Origin of the sequence: Methylogaea oryzae (genome assembly GCF_019669985.1) — a bacterium.
In the GTDB taxonomy this organism is placed as follows: Bacteria; Pseudomonadota; Gammaproteobacteria; order Methylococcales; family Methylococcaceae; genus Methylogaea; species Methylogaea oryzae.
Genome location: NZ_AP019782.1, coordinates 995,575 through 1,009,076 on the forward strand (window position 1 = coordinate 995,575; position 13,502 = coordinate 1,009,076).

27 protein-coding genes are annotated in these 13,502 nt (G+C 62.7%); 3 read left to right on the top strand and 24 right to left on the bottom strand.

The window, feature by feature from the left end; all coding sequences use genetic code 11:
* Window positions 1-96: 96 nt before the first annotated feature.
* The 22 genes from K5607_RS04885 to K5607_RS04990 form a co-directional block, all read right to left on the bottom strand.
* Window positions 97-714, bottom strand: a complete 618-nt coding sequence (locus K5607_RS04885; protein ID WP_221048373.1) for a hypothetical protein — start codon at window positions 712-714, stop codon at window positions 97-99.
* A 10-nt stretch (window positions 715-724) separates the two neighbouring features.
* The gene (locus K5607_RS04890) at window positions 725-1,342 is read right to left on the bottom strand and encodes a hypothetical protein (protein ID WP_221048374.1); all 618 of its coding nucleotides are present in this window, start codon (window positions 1,340-1,342) and stop codon (window positions 725-727) included.
* A gap of 75 nt (window positions 1,343-1,417) precedes the next feature.
* Entirely contained in the window at window positions 1,418-1,822 is a 405-nt protein-coding gene (locus K5607_RS04895) for a hypothetical protein (RefSeq protein ID WP_221048375.1), read from the bottom strand.
* Window positions 1,815-2,405, bottom strand: a complete 591-nt coding sequence (locus K5607_RS04900) for a hypothetical protein (RefSeq protein ID WP_221048376.1) — start codon at window positions 2,403-2,405, stop codon at window positions 1,815-1,817. Before K5607_RS04900 ends, K5607_RS04895 begins: the two co-directional genes overlap by 8 nt.
* Window positions 2,402-2,608, bottom strand: coding sequence for a hypothetical protein (locus tag K5607_RS04905; RefSeq protein WP_221048377.1), 207 nt, complete (start codon window positions 2,606-2,608; stop codon window positions 2,402-2,404). Before K5607_RS04905 ends, K5607_RS04900 begins: the two co-directional genes overlap by 4 nt.
* Window positions 2,608-3,045, bottom strand: coding sequence for a regulatory protein GemA (locus tag K5607_RS04910; protein ID WP_054774893.1), 438 nt, complete (start codon window positions 3,043-3,045; stop codon window positions 2,608-2,610). Before K5607_RS04910 ends, K5607_RS04905 begins: the two co-directional genes overlap by 1 nt.
* Entirely contained in the window at window positions 3,042-3,380 is a 339-nt protein-coding gene (locus K5607_RS04915) for a DUF3850 domain-containing protein (protein WP_343222974.1), read from the bottom strand. The genes K5607_RS04910 and K5607_RS04915 overlap by 4 nt, the downstream gene beginning before the upstream one ends.
* The gene (locus K5607_RS04920) at window positions 3,280-3,963 is read right to left on the bottom strand and encodes a DUF2786 domain-containing protein (RefSeq protein ID WP_221048379.1); all 684 of its coding nucleotides are present in this window, start codon (window positions 3,961-3,963) and stop codon (window positions 3,280-3,282) included. Before K5607_RS04920 ends, K5607_RS04915 begins: the two co-directional genes overlap by 101 nt.
* Before the next feature lie 6 nt (window positions 3,964-3,969).
* Window positions 3,970-4,125 (bottom strand): hypothetical protein, encoded by a 156-nt coding sequence (locus tag K5607_RS04925; protein WP_156302903.1) that lies wholly within the window; start codon window positions 4,123-4,125, stop codon window positions 3,970-3,972.
* A gap of 58 nt (window positions 4,126-4,183) precedes the next feature.
* On the bottom strand, window positions 4,184-4,351 hold the full coding sequence (locus K5607_RS04930) for a hypothetical protein (protein ID WP_156302904.1): 168 nt from the start codon (window positions 4,349-4,351) through the stop codon (window positions 4,184-4,186).
* Between the two features lie 164 nt (window positions 4,352-4,515).
* Window positions 4,516-4,791: an HU family DNA-binding protein gene (locus K5607_RS04935; protein ID WP_054774700.1), complete on the bottom strand. Its 276-nt coding sequence runs from the start codon at window positions 4,789-4,791 to the stop codon at window positions 4,516-4,518.
* Window positions 4,792-4,837: 46 nt separating this feature from the next.
* Window positions 4,838-5,029, bottom strand: a complete 192-nt coding sequence (locus K5607_RS04940) for a hypothetical protein (RefSeq protein WP_054774701.1) — start codon at window positions 5,027-5,029, stop codon at window positions 4,838-4,840.
* The gene (locus K5607_RS04945) at window positions 5,026-5,640 is read right to left on the bottom strand and encodes a DUF3164 family protein (protein WP_054774702.1); all 615 of its coding nucleotides are present in this window, start codon (window positions 5,638-5,640) and stop codon (window positions 5,026-5,028) included. Before K5607_RS04945 ends, K5607_RS04940 begins: the two co-directional genes overlap by 4 nt.
* 14 nt (window positions 5,641-5,654) lie before the next feature.
* Window positions 5,655-5,987, bottom strand: coding sequence for a hypothetical protein (locus tag K5607_RS04950; protein ID WP_221048380.1), 333 nt, complete (start codon window positions 5,985-5,987; stop codon window positions 5,655-5,657).
* Entirely contained in the window at window positions 5,987-6,298 is a 312-nt protein-coding gene (locus K5607_RS04955; protein ID WP_054774306.1) for a hypothetical protein, read from the bottom strand. The genes K5607_RS04950 and K5607_RS04955 overlap by 1 nt, the downstream gene beginning before the upstream one ends.
* Before the next feature lie 112 nt (window positions 6,299-6,410).
* A complete protein-coding gene (locus K5607_RS04960; protein ID WP_054774305.1) occupies window positions 6,411-6,731 on the bottom strand; it encodes a hypothetical protein in 321 nt (106 codons plus the stop codon).
* Window positions 6,728-6,997 carry a hypothetical protein gene (locus K5607_RS04965; RefSeq protein WP_054774304.1) on the bottom strand — a complete coding sequence of 90 codons (270 nt, stop codon included), beginning with the start codon at window positions 6,995-6,997 and terminating at the stop codon, window positions 6,728-6,730. Before K5607_RS04965 ends, K5607_RS04960 begins: the two co-directional genes overlap by 4 nt.
* A complete protein-coding gene (locus tag K5607_RS04970; RefSeq protein ID WP_221048381.1) occupies window positions 6,990-7,307 on the bottom strand; it encodes a hypothetical protein in 318 nt (105 codons plus the stop codon). The genes K5607_RS04965 and K5607_RS04970 overlap by 8 nt, the downstream gene beginning before the upstream one ends.
* Window positions 7,300-7,668, bottom strand: a complete 369-nt coding sequence (locus tag K5607_RS04975; protein ID WP_221048382.1) for a hypothetical protein — start codon at window positions 7,666-7,668, stop codon at window positions 7,300-7,302. The genes K5607_RS04970 and K5607_RS04975 overlap by 8 nt, the downstream gene beginning before the upstream one ends.
* The gene (locus K5607_RS04980; protein ID WP_156302784.1) at window positions 7,668-7,997 is read right to left on the bottom strand and encodes a VVA0879 family protein; all 330 of its coding nucleotides are present in this window, start codon (window positions 7,995-7,997) and stop codon (window positions 7,668-7,670) included. The genes K5607_RS04975 and K5607_RS04980 overlap by 1 nt, the downstream gene beginning before the upstream one ends.
* A complete protein-coding gene (locus K5607_RS04985; RefSeq protein ID WP_054774301.1) occupies window positions 7,997-8,725 on the bottom strand; it encodes an AAA family ATPase in 729 nt (242 codons plus the stop codon). The genes K5607_RS04980 and K5607_RS04985 overlap by 1 nt, the downstream gene beginning before the upstream one ends.
* 46 nt (window positions 8,726-8,771) lie before the next feature.
* Complete coding sequence (locus K5607_RS04990; RefSeq protein ID WP_221048383.1) at window positions 8,772-10,820, bottom strand: Mu transposase C-terminal domain-containing protein; 2,049 nt, start codon at window positions 10,818-10,820, stop codon at window positions 8,772-8,774.
* A gap of 102 nt (window positions 10,821-10,922) precedes the next feature.
* Here K5607_RS04990 and K5607_RS04995 point away from each other — a divergent pair, with 102 nt between their 5' ends.
* Window positions 10,923-11,270: a hypothetical protein gene (locus tag K5607_RS04995; RefSeq protein WP_221048384.1), complete on the top strand. Its 348-nt coding sequence runs from the start codon at window positions 10,923-10,925 to the stop codon at window positions 11,268-11,270.
* Here the strand turns inward: K5607_RS04995 and K5607_RS05000 are convergent.
* Window positions 11,251-11,769: a hypothetical protein gene (locus tag K5607_RS05000; protein ID WP_221048385.1), complete on the bottom strand. Its 519-nt coding sequence runs from the start codon at window positions 11,767-11,769 to the stop codon at window positions 11,251-11,253. The genes K5607_RS04995 and K5607_RS05000 overlap by 20 nt on opposite strands.
* Window positions 11,770-11,813: 44 nt before the next feature.
* Complete coding sequence (locus tag K5607_RS05005; RefSeq protein WP_173586067.1) at window positions 11,814-12,098, bottom strand: DNA-binding protein; 285 nt, start codon at window positions 12,096-12,098, stop codon at window positions 11,814-11,816.
* A 218-nt stretch (window positions 12,099-12,316) separates the two neighbouring features.
* Here K5607_RS05005 and K5607_RS05010 point away from each other — a divergent pair, with 218 nt between their 5' ends.
* Together K5607_RS05010 and K5607_RS05015 are read left to right on the top strand one after the other, a co-directional pair.
* Window positions 12,317-12,844 (top strand): helix-turn-helix domain-containing protein, encoded by a 528-nt coding sequence (locus K5607_RS05010; RefSeq protein ID WP_156302742.1) that lies wholly within the window; start codon window positions 12,317-12,319, stop codon window positions 12,842-12,844.
* Between the two features lie 9 nt (window positions 12,845-12,853).
* Complete coding sequence (locus K5607_RS05015) at window positions 12,854-13,486, top strand: hypothetical protein (RefSeq protein WP_156302741.1); 633 nt, start codon at window positions 12,854-12,856, stop codon at window positions 13,484-13,486.
* The last annotated feature ends 16 nt before the right edge of the window (window positions 13,487-13,502 follow it).

Here is a 13,502-nt window from a genome sequence, read left to right on the forward strand (position 1 = left end):
TAGGAGCGAGGGGGACGGCGATTAACCCGGATGAGTTTCCGATGGGCACAAAAAAGCCCCGACGGGCGGGGCTTTGATTCGCTTGGGTGGCGCGCCCTATGGGGCCTGAAGTGCTTGGGAAATCTGGCCGTTGAACAGCTCCTCGATTTTACGCTTAAAAGCGGCTGGGGCTGCTTTTTCGGCCATGCCGGTGGGGTTCCAGGCGCTCGATCCTATGTCGTCTTTGCCGCGTGTCGACTTTTCGGCCAAAACGCTACCATCGGCGGCAATAGCCTCCATGGTCACATCGTAATGAAGGGTTGCGCCAATCATCGTGTCGACTTTCCACTCCCGCAGCGTCAGCAACAAGGATGCCGGCTTCCCGAAGGACTGCAAGGCGCGGACTGCGTCGGCACGGCTCTGGTTCGGGCTGATAGGCACGGTGGTCGCGTCGCCAAGGGCGCTTGCCAGCGTTTTGGCCATATCGGCCGCCAACGGCTGACCAGACTGCGTACTGACGTCGAATGGGTTGCCATAGCCGCCCCGTTGTATGCCCACGAAGCTTTCGGCCTTATCGTGGTCGAGAACGTAGGGCCGGCGATCCTGCACGCCCACCGCCAAAGGCTTATGGCTTGAAGACGATAGCGCCGGCGAGGCCAGCGTGTAGTCGTGTTTTTGGCCGAAGGCGCAGCCGGCAAGGCTTGCGGCCAGAAAAAGCAATGCAATCATCTTCATGATTGTCTCCTTATTGCGTCAGCGCCGGTGAAATCTGCCCGAACAGTGCCTCCAAATGGCGCGGCACGGCGGACGGTGCGTTGAATCCCGGATAGCCGGTCGGGTGCGGTGCCGTGTCGTCGACCGCCTCGCTACCGTGAATCCGCGCGGAGGCCAACGTATGGCCGTCCGCGCCCAGCGCTTCCATTTCCATGTCGTAGTGCAGCGTTGCCCCGACGTAGGCGTCCGATCGCCACTCGTTTAGCGTCAGCAGCACGGCGCGTTTTCCGTCGGCGTGCAGCGTACGGATTGCGTCGGCGCGGCTCAGATTGGAGCCGATCGACACCGGAGTGGCGCCGCGTAATGCGCCGGCCAGGGTTTTGGCCATGTCGTCCGCCAGCGGAGCGCCCGACGCGGTATGAATATCGTACGGAATCCCTACAGCGGCGCGCTGTAGCCCGACAAAATCGGGGCTTTTGTTGTGGCTGACGATGTAGGGCCGGCGATCTTGCACACCGACGACTAGCGGTGCGCCGGTATACGGCAACGTGAGCGACGCGCCCGCGTAGTTGTATTTCTGGCCGATGGCCGATTGGCCGGCGCAGCCGGAAAGGCTGGCGGCCAAAAGAATCAGTGCAACGATCTTCATGATGTCTCCTTGTTGAATAGATGTCCTGCCAACCAAACCGCGCTCCGCGCCGTTGGAGTCGGAGTATACCCTGGCCTACGCCGTCTCGCCGAACATGTCCAGCTGGTCGTGCAGCGCGGTGCGGTTGACGATGTTGCGGATGGTGCGCACGTCCAGGCGGTAGGCCAGCGCCAGGGTGGCCTGGGATTTGTGCAGCACGTAGTAGTCGTGGCAGATGGCGGCGTCGCGCACGGCGCGCATGGCGGCGCTGGCCTTGGCGACAGGCAGTTCGGCGCCGGGGAACTCCCTGGCCAGGAGCAGGGCGGCGTCGTGGCCGACGATGCCGACCAGGGCGCAATCGGCGTTGAGGTCGCCGGGCTTGGGCACGTACACATAGGCGCCCCCGCGCGCCTCCACCAGCCGCAGCGTGGCCGGCAGGCCGATCCAGTCCACCAGCCGGCGCGTGCTGGCCGGTAGGAGGTGCAGGGGGATATCAGCCACGGAGCTGGGCCTCCAGGGCCGCCAGCTTGGCTTCCATCGCCTCGCGGCCTGGGCCGGGTTTGGCGCTGGCGATGAGGGTTTTGAGGCCGTTAATCTCGTTGACCAGATTGGCGCGTTTAACGGCGGCGCCGGGCGCGGTTTTGGCGGTATCGGCGGACGGCTCGTGATCCTCCCAACGCCGCTCGGATAACCAGCCCTGCGGCCACTTTCTGGCGATGCCGTCGCGGGTTTCCTCCTTGCCCCACTGGCGTTTTTCGGCGGTGGCGGCCTGGATGATGATCTCGGCCGTGGCGGCATCGATCTCGCCCAAGCGGTGCCAGACCATGGCGGCGTTGTTCTTGCCTTTCTTGTAGCCATAGGCCTTCCAGAATCGGTCGAACGCCGCGCGCTCGGCGCCGGACAGGCGGCCGTACCAGTCCACGCCGGTTTCGCGCGGTTCGTGGGGTTTCGCGGCGCCGTAGCCGGCGGCCGAGAGAAAGTCCCAACCCTGCTCCAGGCGCTCCAGCGCCTCCGGCCATTGCTCTGGCTTGATGCGCAGCGGCTCGAATTTGGCTTGGATGAAGGAGCGTTTGGTGTGGCTCACGGCTTTTTGTCTTCCCGGCTATGGAACCATTCGCGGTATTCCATGAAGACCTTCCAGCCGCCCAGCGTGTCGATTAGTGCGTGCTGCGCGCGGTTGCTTAGGATGGCGGCCCAGCATAACAGCGCCATCAACAGGCAGATTCCGCCCAGGACCATGGCGATATAGCCGATATAAAACGCCACATGTACGACTGATTCACTCATCACCGCGCCCTCCGCTTCTTGTCAATCTCCAACGCCGCCACGATCCGCAGCAGCCCCTCGTCGGTGGCGAACTCCAGCGCGTCCACGCCGGCCAGGCGCTGGACCATGCTCGTGCCGCTCTTCCCGGCTTTGGTGACATAGGCCCAGGGCCGGCCGGAGTCGGCCAACAAGGCGCCGATCTTGCGCAACAGGGGCCGCTCGGCCAGGTTGTTGGGGCGGCCGGCGTTGGGGTCTACGGCGCCCGTAATCCGCGCCAGGTGATCCAGCACTTTGCCGCGGCCGAGGGGCGTTAATTGTTTGGACGATGTCAGGCCGGGTATGCCGGAAACCTCGCGCAGCATGTGCTCGTAGGCGTCGCGGTCCATGCCGGCCCGCTTGGCCAGCAGGTGGATTTTTCCCAGCTCGCGCTGGCGGAGGTCGGGTGTCCTGGTGCTCATAGATCGCCCAAGCCGAACACCACGAAGTCGTCGCGCTGCTCGAAATCGGTCACGTAGGTGATGCGCTTGCTGACCTCGCGGCCGGTGTACGAATAACCCCCAACATCCATGAGTACTTCCTGCAGGCGCACCGTGTCGCCCTCCTGGAATCCGCGATCATTGCGCCTAATTTCGAACGGCTTTTTACCGCTCACCACAGGTTCAAAATAGGTCCGTAGTATTTTCAGATCGTGGTTAGCCATGCCCAATCCTCCCCTGCGCCCCGCCCACGGCGCCGACGCCGTGGTCCAGCCTGGCGTTGCGGCCGGCGCGGTGGCCGCGCATGGAATCGCCATAGTCGCGGCCGCCGCTGCGGTCGCGGGCGTCCAGCTTGTCCAGATTCTTAAACCGCTTGGCTTTGTAGGCGTCGATGGCGGTGGTGTCTTCCTCGCTACGGGCGAAGGCGCGGACGGTCGAGGCCACGGCAAACACCCAGCCCTGGCAGAATTCGTCCGCTCGCCGGGTTTTTCCGGCGGGCTTGCAGCGCTTGAGATGGGTTTTGATGTGCTCGGTTCGCGCCGCCTTGCACTGGCGCAGCAAGACGGTGAAGGCGTAGGCGGCGATTTCCGCTTTGGGGCCGATGCCGATAAACAGCCACTGGGCGGCAATTCCGGGCACCCCGGAGAAAACCAGATCGCAGCCAAAGGCGCGCCCAACCACTCCGGCGAGAGTCGCCTCCCAGTTCGAAGGCTGTTTGGTGGCGCCCGATTTGGCGCCGGCCTCGGCAGCCTCCGACGCCAGCACGTCGCTGTGCTCGATGCCGTATTGCTCCATCAGCGCCTGCGCCTGCCGCATGGCCGTGGCGGATTCGTGGGCGTTGGCGGATTTGGCCAGGGCTAGGCACTTCTTGATCTTGGCTAGGGCTTTGTCTTTGTCCATGGTCGTCTACTCGTAAAAACGAACTTCGGTTTCAATCGAGATCGTCATGCCGTCTTCCTGCGCGAAGCTGAAAACCTCGAACTCCAGCGACCCTGGCGCATTACTGGTCCAGTATTTCCGCATCAGCGTCCGCAACTCGTTTTCAAGTTCTTCTTTGTCCATGGGTTCCTCGTCGATGTAGGGCGGATGCCCGTTAGGGCGATCCGCCGCCTGAGTGGCTCTAACCTTCGTCTTTCTTATGCTCGATGACGATTTTGATGTTCTCGCCATCGCCGCCGGAGTTAAGCATTGCGAAGTCGTCGGAGTCGGCGACGCCGCAATACCCGTATTCCCGCGACAGGCGTTGCTGTGCGAAGGCCTTAATTTCCTCAAGAGCTGGGTTTTTCATTTTGTCTCCTGCTGCTCATCACAAATCGGCAGGACAGCCGATTTGCACGGCTCGTCCGCCCGAAGGGGGCCGCCCCATGGATGGGGGGGCATGAATACCCGGCCGCCACGCCGGGCAGACGGGACCATTTCCTTGGGGTCAGGAAAATGGTCCCGTTTCGCTGCTTAAACCGCGTCCTTCAACGCCTTGGCCGGGGCGAAATGCACCTTCTTGCCGGCCGGAATGGTGATGGCCTCGCCCGTTTGCGGGTTGCGGCCCTGACGGGCGGCGCGCTCCTTGACGGTCAGCTTGCCCAGGCCGGGCAGCGGCACTTCGTCGCCCTTGGCTAGGGCATTGGTGACGGCGGTGCCGATGGCTTCCAGTACGTCGTCGATCTGGCGCTTGTTGATTTCGTCGCCCAGGTGGCCGTGGATCGCTTCGATCAGGTCTTTCTTGGTCATGGTTTACTCCGGTTGTGGTTGGTGGTGCCGTCCTGGCGGTGTGTCCCTATTCGGTTTTGCCGGTGGTGATGAGCAGCGTGCCGTCATCGTCGACCTGGAAGTTCTCCGTGGTCAGCACAATGCGCCGGCCGTCGATCTCGGCGGCCATCGGCTCGCTTTCGAGATCGTCCCCATCGTCGGTATTGCGCCGGATACCCGCCAAACGCAGTAGCAGCATGTGCAGAGTTACGGGCTTCATGCTGCCGCCGAATCGACGGCGATTTGCGTAAAGGGTTGGTCGGCGCCTCGCCGCTCGTAAAAGCGGATGTAGGTTTTGCTGCCGACGGTCTTAATGCTGTCCTTCAGCGCCTGCATGGCGCGGCGCCATTCCTCGTCCTCGATCTGTAGGCGCATCAGGGTGAAGATGCGGCCGTAGTTGAGTTTGCCTTGCTTGTCGGTCTGGAAGGCGTGCTCCACCAGCGCTTTCACCTCGGGCCGGCCGCCTTCGGTCCAGCGGTGGATGCAGTTGTCGATCAGCGCCTTGGCGGCGTGCAGCTCTTCACCGAAGGCGATGGAGTCCTGCACGTTCACTTCCACCTTGCGGCGGCCGTCGAAGGACAGCAGGCTGATGTTGCCCTTGGCTCCGCCCACTTTGGCGCCGTACTTTTCGGCGGCTAACGCGATGAAGGCTTGCACGTCGCCCATGGAATCGGTCTTGAAGTCGCGGATCAGGCCGTTGAGGTCGCGGGCCTTGTCGATCAGTTCGCCCACCAGGGCGTCGCGGGTTTTGTCCATCTCGCTGATGGACTCTTCCGGCACCAGGTGCCCGGCGCTGTTTTGCCGGAATCCGGCGGGGATGGTGGTGTTCATGGGGGCTCCTGTGGCTAAACCAGTTCGTAGCGGTGGTCGGTGTGTCCGTCGACCGCCAGCGGGTGTTGATAGGTGTCTGCGTACTCCGCCAGCGATGCGGCCAGGGCGGCCAGGCGGTCGGTGAGCGGGTGGCCGTCGCCCAGGCCGCCCCGCGCCAGGGTGCGGACGATGGCGCCGCATTCGTCGGCGGCGGCCAGGGCTTCTACGGCGTTCCGCAACTGCCGTTCGTCCGCCGTCGGTCGCGCCGTGAGGGATTCCAGCGCTTCGGCCGCGTCCAGCAGCAAGCGGGTCAGGGCGCCGTTTGTGGCGTGTCCGGCGGTTTTGCGCAATCGGGTCGAGAGGTCCATCACTGCACCCTCCGGCTATCGCATGACTCCCCGGCCGCCTGCCACAGCCTGTCGAAAAAGGCCTGCACGTAGCCGGTGTCGCCGTCCCGCCAAGCCACGGCCAGCGCGGCGACGTCGCGGGACAGATCGCGCACCTGCTGTTGGGCGTCAGCGCACAGGGCCACTTTCAAAATCAGCTCGTCTTGAGCGGCCTTCAATGCCTTCCGCAAGGCATCCTCTCCCTGGATGGCGGCCGGGTCGCGCAGCGCGGGCATGTCGAAAATGACGTAGCCGCGGTCTTTCGGCGCGTCGGGAACGATTTCCACTGTCATGGTTAATACTCCTCGTCGTTGAGATTGATGCCCAAGCGGTCCAGCAACCAGCCCAGGGTCTGACAGGCCGCGATGATGCAGCCGATGAGGCCGCCCAAAATCATCAGCCCCGTCATAGCGCCACCCGCCGCGTCGGGAACGCCACCACCTCGCCCTGGCCAAACCGCACCGTCCAGACCACCGTGCAGCCCTTGAATGGCGCCGACCAGTGCTCCTTGGGGCCGTCGCTGCGGGCCAGGCATTCGCCCGGCAGGCTGTCGCAGTGCCGGCTATGACGCACGCGGATGATGGGCGTGTTGCCGGTGACGTCCACGCCGTCGTCGGCGATGGCGAAACCGCGCCGCCCCAGCTCGTCGACTGCTTGCATGGCCACCAGGATTTTGTCGGCGACCGCCTGGTTGCGGTCGTGTCGTGTCGGCATCGTCGATTTCATGGGTTTCCCCCTTGCTGTAGGAGCGCGCCAGGCGCGTCATGGTTGGTGATGGGCCAAACGTGGTGCAGGCAGCTCCATTGGGTCGGGTCGCGCGCCCGCCGGCGCCTGGCGTCGCACGGCATGCAGTAACTCCACCGACCGTCCTTGACCGACGAGTTCTTCCAATACTCGTCTGCGGCTTTGCGCTGGCCGCACTTCATGCACACCTTGCTCACCAGTCGGCCGGCGGTGTCGAACTCGCGCTGGGGATTGATTCGTTCAGCCATGGGAGCCTCCTTTGTGTTGGCAGCTCTGGCAGGCCTCCCACCAGCGCAGTTTGGCCGCGCCGCCGAAGGGCCGGGGGGCGTTGGCGCGCTGTTGGCAGTCGCTGCGGCCGATGGATTCGCCCGTGAACGGGCACGGCACCACGTCGATCCACAACAGGGCCGCCTTGGTCAGTACCTTGCCGGGGTCGCCGGGATAGTGGCCGGTGCAAATGGAGCGGATGGTGGCCTCGGAGTAGTCCAGCGCTTCGGCAACCGCCCGCGTGCCCAGCTCGGCGCGTTTTTTTTTCAACACGTCCATGGCGTCATTCATGGCCGGCCTCCGTGTCCTCGGTGCCAAAGGGATGGAGCGCGCCGCTGTTGGGGTCGTAAACGCCGTCTTGGCGCACTACAGGCGGTTTGGCGCCGAAGTCTTTCTCCAGCCGGTAGCGGTAAACGCCGTTGCTGGTCAGCTTGCCGTCCGGTATCCGCTCGCGGGACAACACGCCGCTGCGGCTGAGCGCCCGCAGGTAGTGGGTCAGGTTGGACTTGGCGTCCTTCTGGCTGCCGTCCGCCAGGGTCAGCAACAGGCCGGCCATGGTCGTGACCTTGTTCTTGCGGATGACCCACCAGGCGCGGGCGCGTAGCCCAACCGACTTGGTGCGCGGCGCGGTTTGGCCTGGGCGGCGGGGCATTAGGGAATCTCCTCGAACTCAAAGACGCGTATAACGTTCCCGTCCGTACCGCTTACAGGAACGGGATTGATGTTGAATAAGCCGCCGCTGGTGTAATTGCACGGCCCTGGTTTTGTCCCCATGCGTACATCCGCATGCTTGCCGTCGTAGCGTCCGATGCAGTTGAGGTATGCCAAATTCTGATCGGCTCCATAACGCTCGAAGTCCCCGGGGGTTTGCACGTGCCCGCAAGACGGACACACAAATCGCCAGTGTTTATGGTCTTTACCGAATCGTGCCTCGCCATGAGCGAACCAGTCGGCAAGCGCGATAGGGGCTCTTTGTTCCATCACGCCCCCTTCCGCAACGCGGCCATCGCGTCTTCGCACAACCGCACGCCCTTCACATCCGCCGCTGCCAACGCCGTGGCGCCTTTCTTTTGCGCGATGGCTTCCAGGGTGCGGCAGGCGTTGGAAATCAGGCGGTAACGGCCGCCGGTTTGGCTGTGCACCGCTTTGACGATGCCGGCGTCCACCGCCACTTCGCAGAGGGTGTTGAGGTAGACGCCGCAGTCCGCTTCGCTGGCTTCCTTCAGCTCCGGCGCCGCCGTGATGCGGGTGGCAATGTGGGCGACGTGGCTTTTGCCGAAGCGGTGCCGTTCCGAGCTGTGGCACACCAGCACCAGGATGACGTTGGCCTGTTCGGCGATGCGCCGCAGGTATTCGATGCATTCGGCTTTGTTGGGCAGGCCGTGGTGGGCTTCGTCCAAAATGATGGGCTGGCGGCTTTCCTGAAAGTGGGACACCAGCTCTTTGTATTGGGCGAATTTGCTGGTCGCCACCACGCCGGTCTGGTCGGCCAGGTAGTCCCGCACAAAGGCGGAGCTCATGCCCGGCATGCCTTCCAGGTAGACGGCGTTGCGCTTGCTGCCCCAGTTGTCCACCGTGCAGCTTTTGCCGGTACCCGGCTCGCCGTTTAGCAACAGGATGCAGGCCTCGCGGCTGCCTCGGTTTTCCACGGCGCCAACGCCGGCCATGAAGCGGGCGTGGTTGGAGGTTTCGACGTATTGCAGTTTCATGTAGACTCTCTTTTCGTTGCTTGTTCAGGCCGTCAGGTAATGGCAGTTACCCGACGGCCGCTTCGTCTTCGGCGAGTTCCTCGCCGCCATTCGGCCCATACAGCCACATCACCGTGTCCGCATAGCTGCCGGTTTCCGTCTCTTCCGTCTCCGCCGGAAGAAAATCGAGCAGGGTTTTTTCCGGCTCCGCCGCGATGGGCTCTTGCGCTGGCAGAAAATCCGCAAGAGTCAGCACGTTGTCGCCCAGGTGTTCCAGGGTGTTGCCCAGTTCGTCCCTGGCGGTTTGGATTTGCGCCTGGCGGCGCTTGACCGTCTGTTCCACGCGCTTTTCCTTGAGCTGGTCCGTGTAGGCTTTGGGAAAGGCGTCCTTGGTATTGCCTTCCCACTCGGCCTCGCCGATCCAGCGACCGTGCATGTCCTTGATCCACACTTTTGCGGCATCGTGGATATCGAAGGCCACCCGCACCGTTGTGCCCGGTTTCAGTTCCGCCAGTTCGCGCAGGAAATAGCGGTTGTTGAACAGGCTCACTTCGCCGCGCTGCGGTGTGCGTACCACTTCCGGCCGGTACAGGCTGAGCAGTTCGGATTCGTCCAGCGCCAGGTGCGCGTCGGCGGGAAGGTGCTTGTTAAAGTAGGCGTCCGGCGTCATGCCCTTTAACGCGCGGTGCGGGTGATTGGCGTTGTAGTCGTTGATGGCGGCCTCCAGCTCGTCGATAAACTGCTTCCAGCTCGGCACGAAGGCCGGCACCTGGCCCTTGCGCTGGGCTTTGTCGATTTCGCCGGTCAACTTGCGCAGGGTGTCGCGGTCCATGGTCTTCGTCTGGCAGGTGGGGAAAGTCCGCGCCAGGGGGATGGTCAGCGTCTGCCATACCCGTTCGATGATGCCGCGCCCTTGCGGGTTGCCGGGGATGCCGGTCTGGTGGTCGATGCCCAGCCGGGCCAACAAGCCCGTCACGGGGGCGTCCAGCAGCTTGGCGGTCTGGCCGGCGCCGTTGTCGGAGTAGTAGATCAGCGGCCGGCCGTACTGCTTGAAGCCGTGGCTCAGGGCTTCGGAGACGGCGATCTGGTTTTCCGACAGCGACACCGCCCAGCCCACCACTTTGCGGCTGGCGCAGTCCATCACCAGGGTGACTTCCGGCGCAAAGGGCCGGCCGTGGTCGGGGTGCTGCACCTTGGCTTTGAAGGTGTGGCCGTCGCCCACCCATACGTCCATGGGGGACAGCCCGGCCCAGTCTCGCCGCGTGCAGGGCATGATGGCCCGCCAAGCGGCGCCGGTGGCCCGGCCGCGTTCCAGCACCGATACCGGCAGCTTGTCGAACCAGCGGCGCGCCTGGAATTCGCTGGGCAGGTCGGCCTCCATCCAGCCGGCGGCGGCAAGGTCCGCGCAAGCCTGCTTCACCGCCGCCGCCACGCTGATGCGCTGCGGCACGCGGTAACGCGCCAGCACTGCCGGCCCCCAAGCGGGGATGGAGTGGTCTTTTTGCACATGCTTCGGCGCCAGCCTTCCGCCCTTGGACTTCTCCGCCAGCCAGCGCTTGAGCGTGCGCACCGACAGCAGGCTGCCGCCTTTCTTGCCGCGTGCATCCCGCGCCTGGATCAACAAGGCTTGCGTGTCGGCGTCCAGCTCGCCCAAGGCAGCCTTGGCGACGAAGGTTTGCATGGCCGCCTCTTGGCTGCATCCGGCTTGCTGTTGCAGCCGCACGATCAACGCCAGCACGGCGGCCCGTGCGTCGGCCACGGTCTGCTCGGCGGTGGTCAGCGGCACCGGCGCGGCGGGAGCCGCCGCGACCGGTACGGAATAAAAAGAGCCGGCGGCGGGGACACCGCCGGTCAAAAGTGCCGAGGAGGAGAGGTCTTCGGCAGAGGTAACAACCTGGGAAACAGCGGCCTCCAGCGCCTGCCGCTGAATTAGTTTTTGCACGGCGGCGGGGGGCTGGTATTCGCGGCGCAGGCCGTTCCGGCCTTTGCTTTTCGCCTTGCGGAAAGGCCAGCTTTCGCGTTCTGCCTGCTTAGACCAACCCTCGGGCGTGCCCGGATACCCCGGCAGCCGCAACGCCGCCAGCTCCGCGCAGGAATAGTGGGTTTTGGGGCTCATGCCAGCTCGCCCTGAATATGGCGAGGGTTTTCTCGGCCGGTAGAATGAATCGGCAGGCTCTCAATCTGCTTTTCACTACCCCGTTTTTCAGGAGAACCCTCAATGGACTTTTTTTCGACTCTCTCCAACGTGCTCAAGATCGTGCTGATGCTGTTAGCCGTCTGGTTTTCCTTCTCGAAAATCAAAAACGTCAACGCCAGTACCAAGAAGATAATGACCGAGCTGTCGCAATCGCATCCGCAGCACTCGCAACCATTTGACTTGGGCGCTTGGCTTGAAAGATCAGCCCCCGCTTTCGGCTCTCTGGTTATGTTGTCATCGCTTGCCATGTTGTATTTCCTCGAATATGGACCGGACCGGAATCAGCCGTTGACCGTCAAAGAGGCGTCAGACATCGTCCAGTCCATGCTGCTGTTCCTGGTTGGGCTAGTCATCGCCCGGCGCTGGTAATACTCGCGACACGCTTCAATTGGGCGCCTTTCTGGCGTAGCGCTCGCTGCGCCAGCACTAGCCGGCCTTCTTCCAGCGCGAGGATGTCGTCCCCAAAAATCACCCGACCGCCCAGCGCTCCGGCATACAAATCCAGCAGCGCGTGCCGTTCCGTCACCGCGTCGAACGCCATGGCCTGCAAAAATTGCGGACTGGTGTCCGGCCGCGATGGCGCCGCCATGTTGTCCAGCACCGATTCGGTCAACCGCTTACCCGACAGGGCCGCGACCCTGGCGGCAATCTCCTTGCGCGGGATTCCGCTTTCCTTCATCGCCCGTGACATCGCCACGGCCACCTGCAATCCCAAAGCGAACCGTCCCGGCGCTACCGGAATCGGCTGCGGTAACTCCAAGGCCCCGCCTCCGAATAGGTCAGTCTGTTTTGCGTTCATCTCTCCTCCCATCGCTTCCGTGGTTGCTGTAAATTCCTGAAACTGGCGTTTCCGTAAGGGATCGTCCAAAATCGCGACTATTTTTTTAACGCTGCCGGGCTAATCTGTACTCGTCAGGCGGCGCACTGTTCCAGGGCGCGGGCGGGAGCCGGTTTCAACCCCATCGCCACGGCAATGGCGAAACTCTTGCCGTAGCGCCCCTTGATCTGGCCGTTCAACACCTGGGACACCTCGCGCGGCGTGTAGCCTCGCTCCCTGGCCCAGTCGGCCATGGTGACGCCCTGGCTGGCGATAAAGGCTCGGAACTGATCGGGCGTAATCGCTCCGCCGTGCGTGTTGATAAAGGCGCGGAGCGGGTCCGTTTGCGCCGCCGTGGCGGCTGGGTTTGCTTTCGACATCGCTGCTTTCCTGTGGCGTTGTTATGTCTGTGTTTGCTGCGTTGTTGGACATAGCTTAGTTCGTTATTTCCGATGCTGTCAAGCACAAACGGCCGGTTTTTATGAGTTCGTTATTAGAGAAACCGGCCATTTGCGCGAGGGCAAACGAACCGTCGCAGAAACAAAGGCTTAGAAATAACGAACCTACTTGGCGGGTTCGTAATTGGAGTTAGTAATTGATGCCGACGAATAACGAACTGAAGACGCCGTTCCTCGAACGACTGGCGCTGCTCATCGGCGACGAAGAGCCTTACGCCTGGGCGAGACGCACCGGGATACCGAAGAGCGGCTTCTGGGCGATTTGGTCGGGCGCCTCAATGCCGCAGAAAAAGACGCTGGCGAAGATAGAAACCGCCACCGGCGCTTCGCCTGATTGGCTCTTGCATGGCCTTGGCGAGCCGCCACCGGCGGTGCGGCAGCGAATCGAGCAACCGCTGGGCGAATCCGTGCCTGTCGCCTATACGGCAAAGGAAGGCGGTCTGAACAGCGATAGGAACTTGGAATACCGGGCGGCCCATGGCCAACTAGACATGGAGCGCTTGGCGCTGGCTATCGAAACGGTGGAGGAAGGCTTGCGCGTCACCAAACGCACTATGGCGTCGGATAAGAAAGCGGAACTGGTGGCGGCGGTCTATGACCTCTTCGAGGAAGAACGCACGCCGGCTATGAAAGAGAGGGTTTTGAGGCTTGTTAAATCAGCGGCTTAGGAGAGCAGCATGGAAAATGAAGACAAGAAGAACCGCGTAGTGAACCTTTTCAAGGAACACAGCAAATCAAAAGCACCACGGCGGCGCAAAGCAACGTCTTCCGGCAATACAGTGAACATAAGCGGCAACGGCAACGCTGTCGGCCAAATCGTTGGGGGTGATGTCCATAACCACCATTATCCAGCGACGCCGAGAGCGCCAAAGGTGGTTGTCACTCCGGCGGGTGACGTGATTACCGAGGCACAGAAGGTTGCCTTACGCCAGCTACGGGATGAGTGGATTGATCTACACAACGCGATTAAGAAAAGGCCGCTCACGCAAGCAGCCGCGCAGAAACGCATCAATGACAAGGCGCTGGTGACCTCGTATCACCTGATACCGGCTAATCAATATGATGGCTTGGTGAGGTGGATCAAGCAGCAGATGGGACGTTTGCGCAATATGCCTTCTGCGGCGGCAAAGGACGATGGCTGGAGAGCCGCGAAGATCGGGGCGATCAAGGCTCGGTGCAAAAACCAGCTCGGTGATGACAAAGCATACGTGGACTATATAAAAAAGAATTTCGGGCAATCGTCTCTCAGTGCGCTGGCAACGGACCAGCTTCAACGCACCTATGCGTACATCATGAGCAAGAAGGTGTAGTCATCGATGGTCGCGT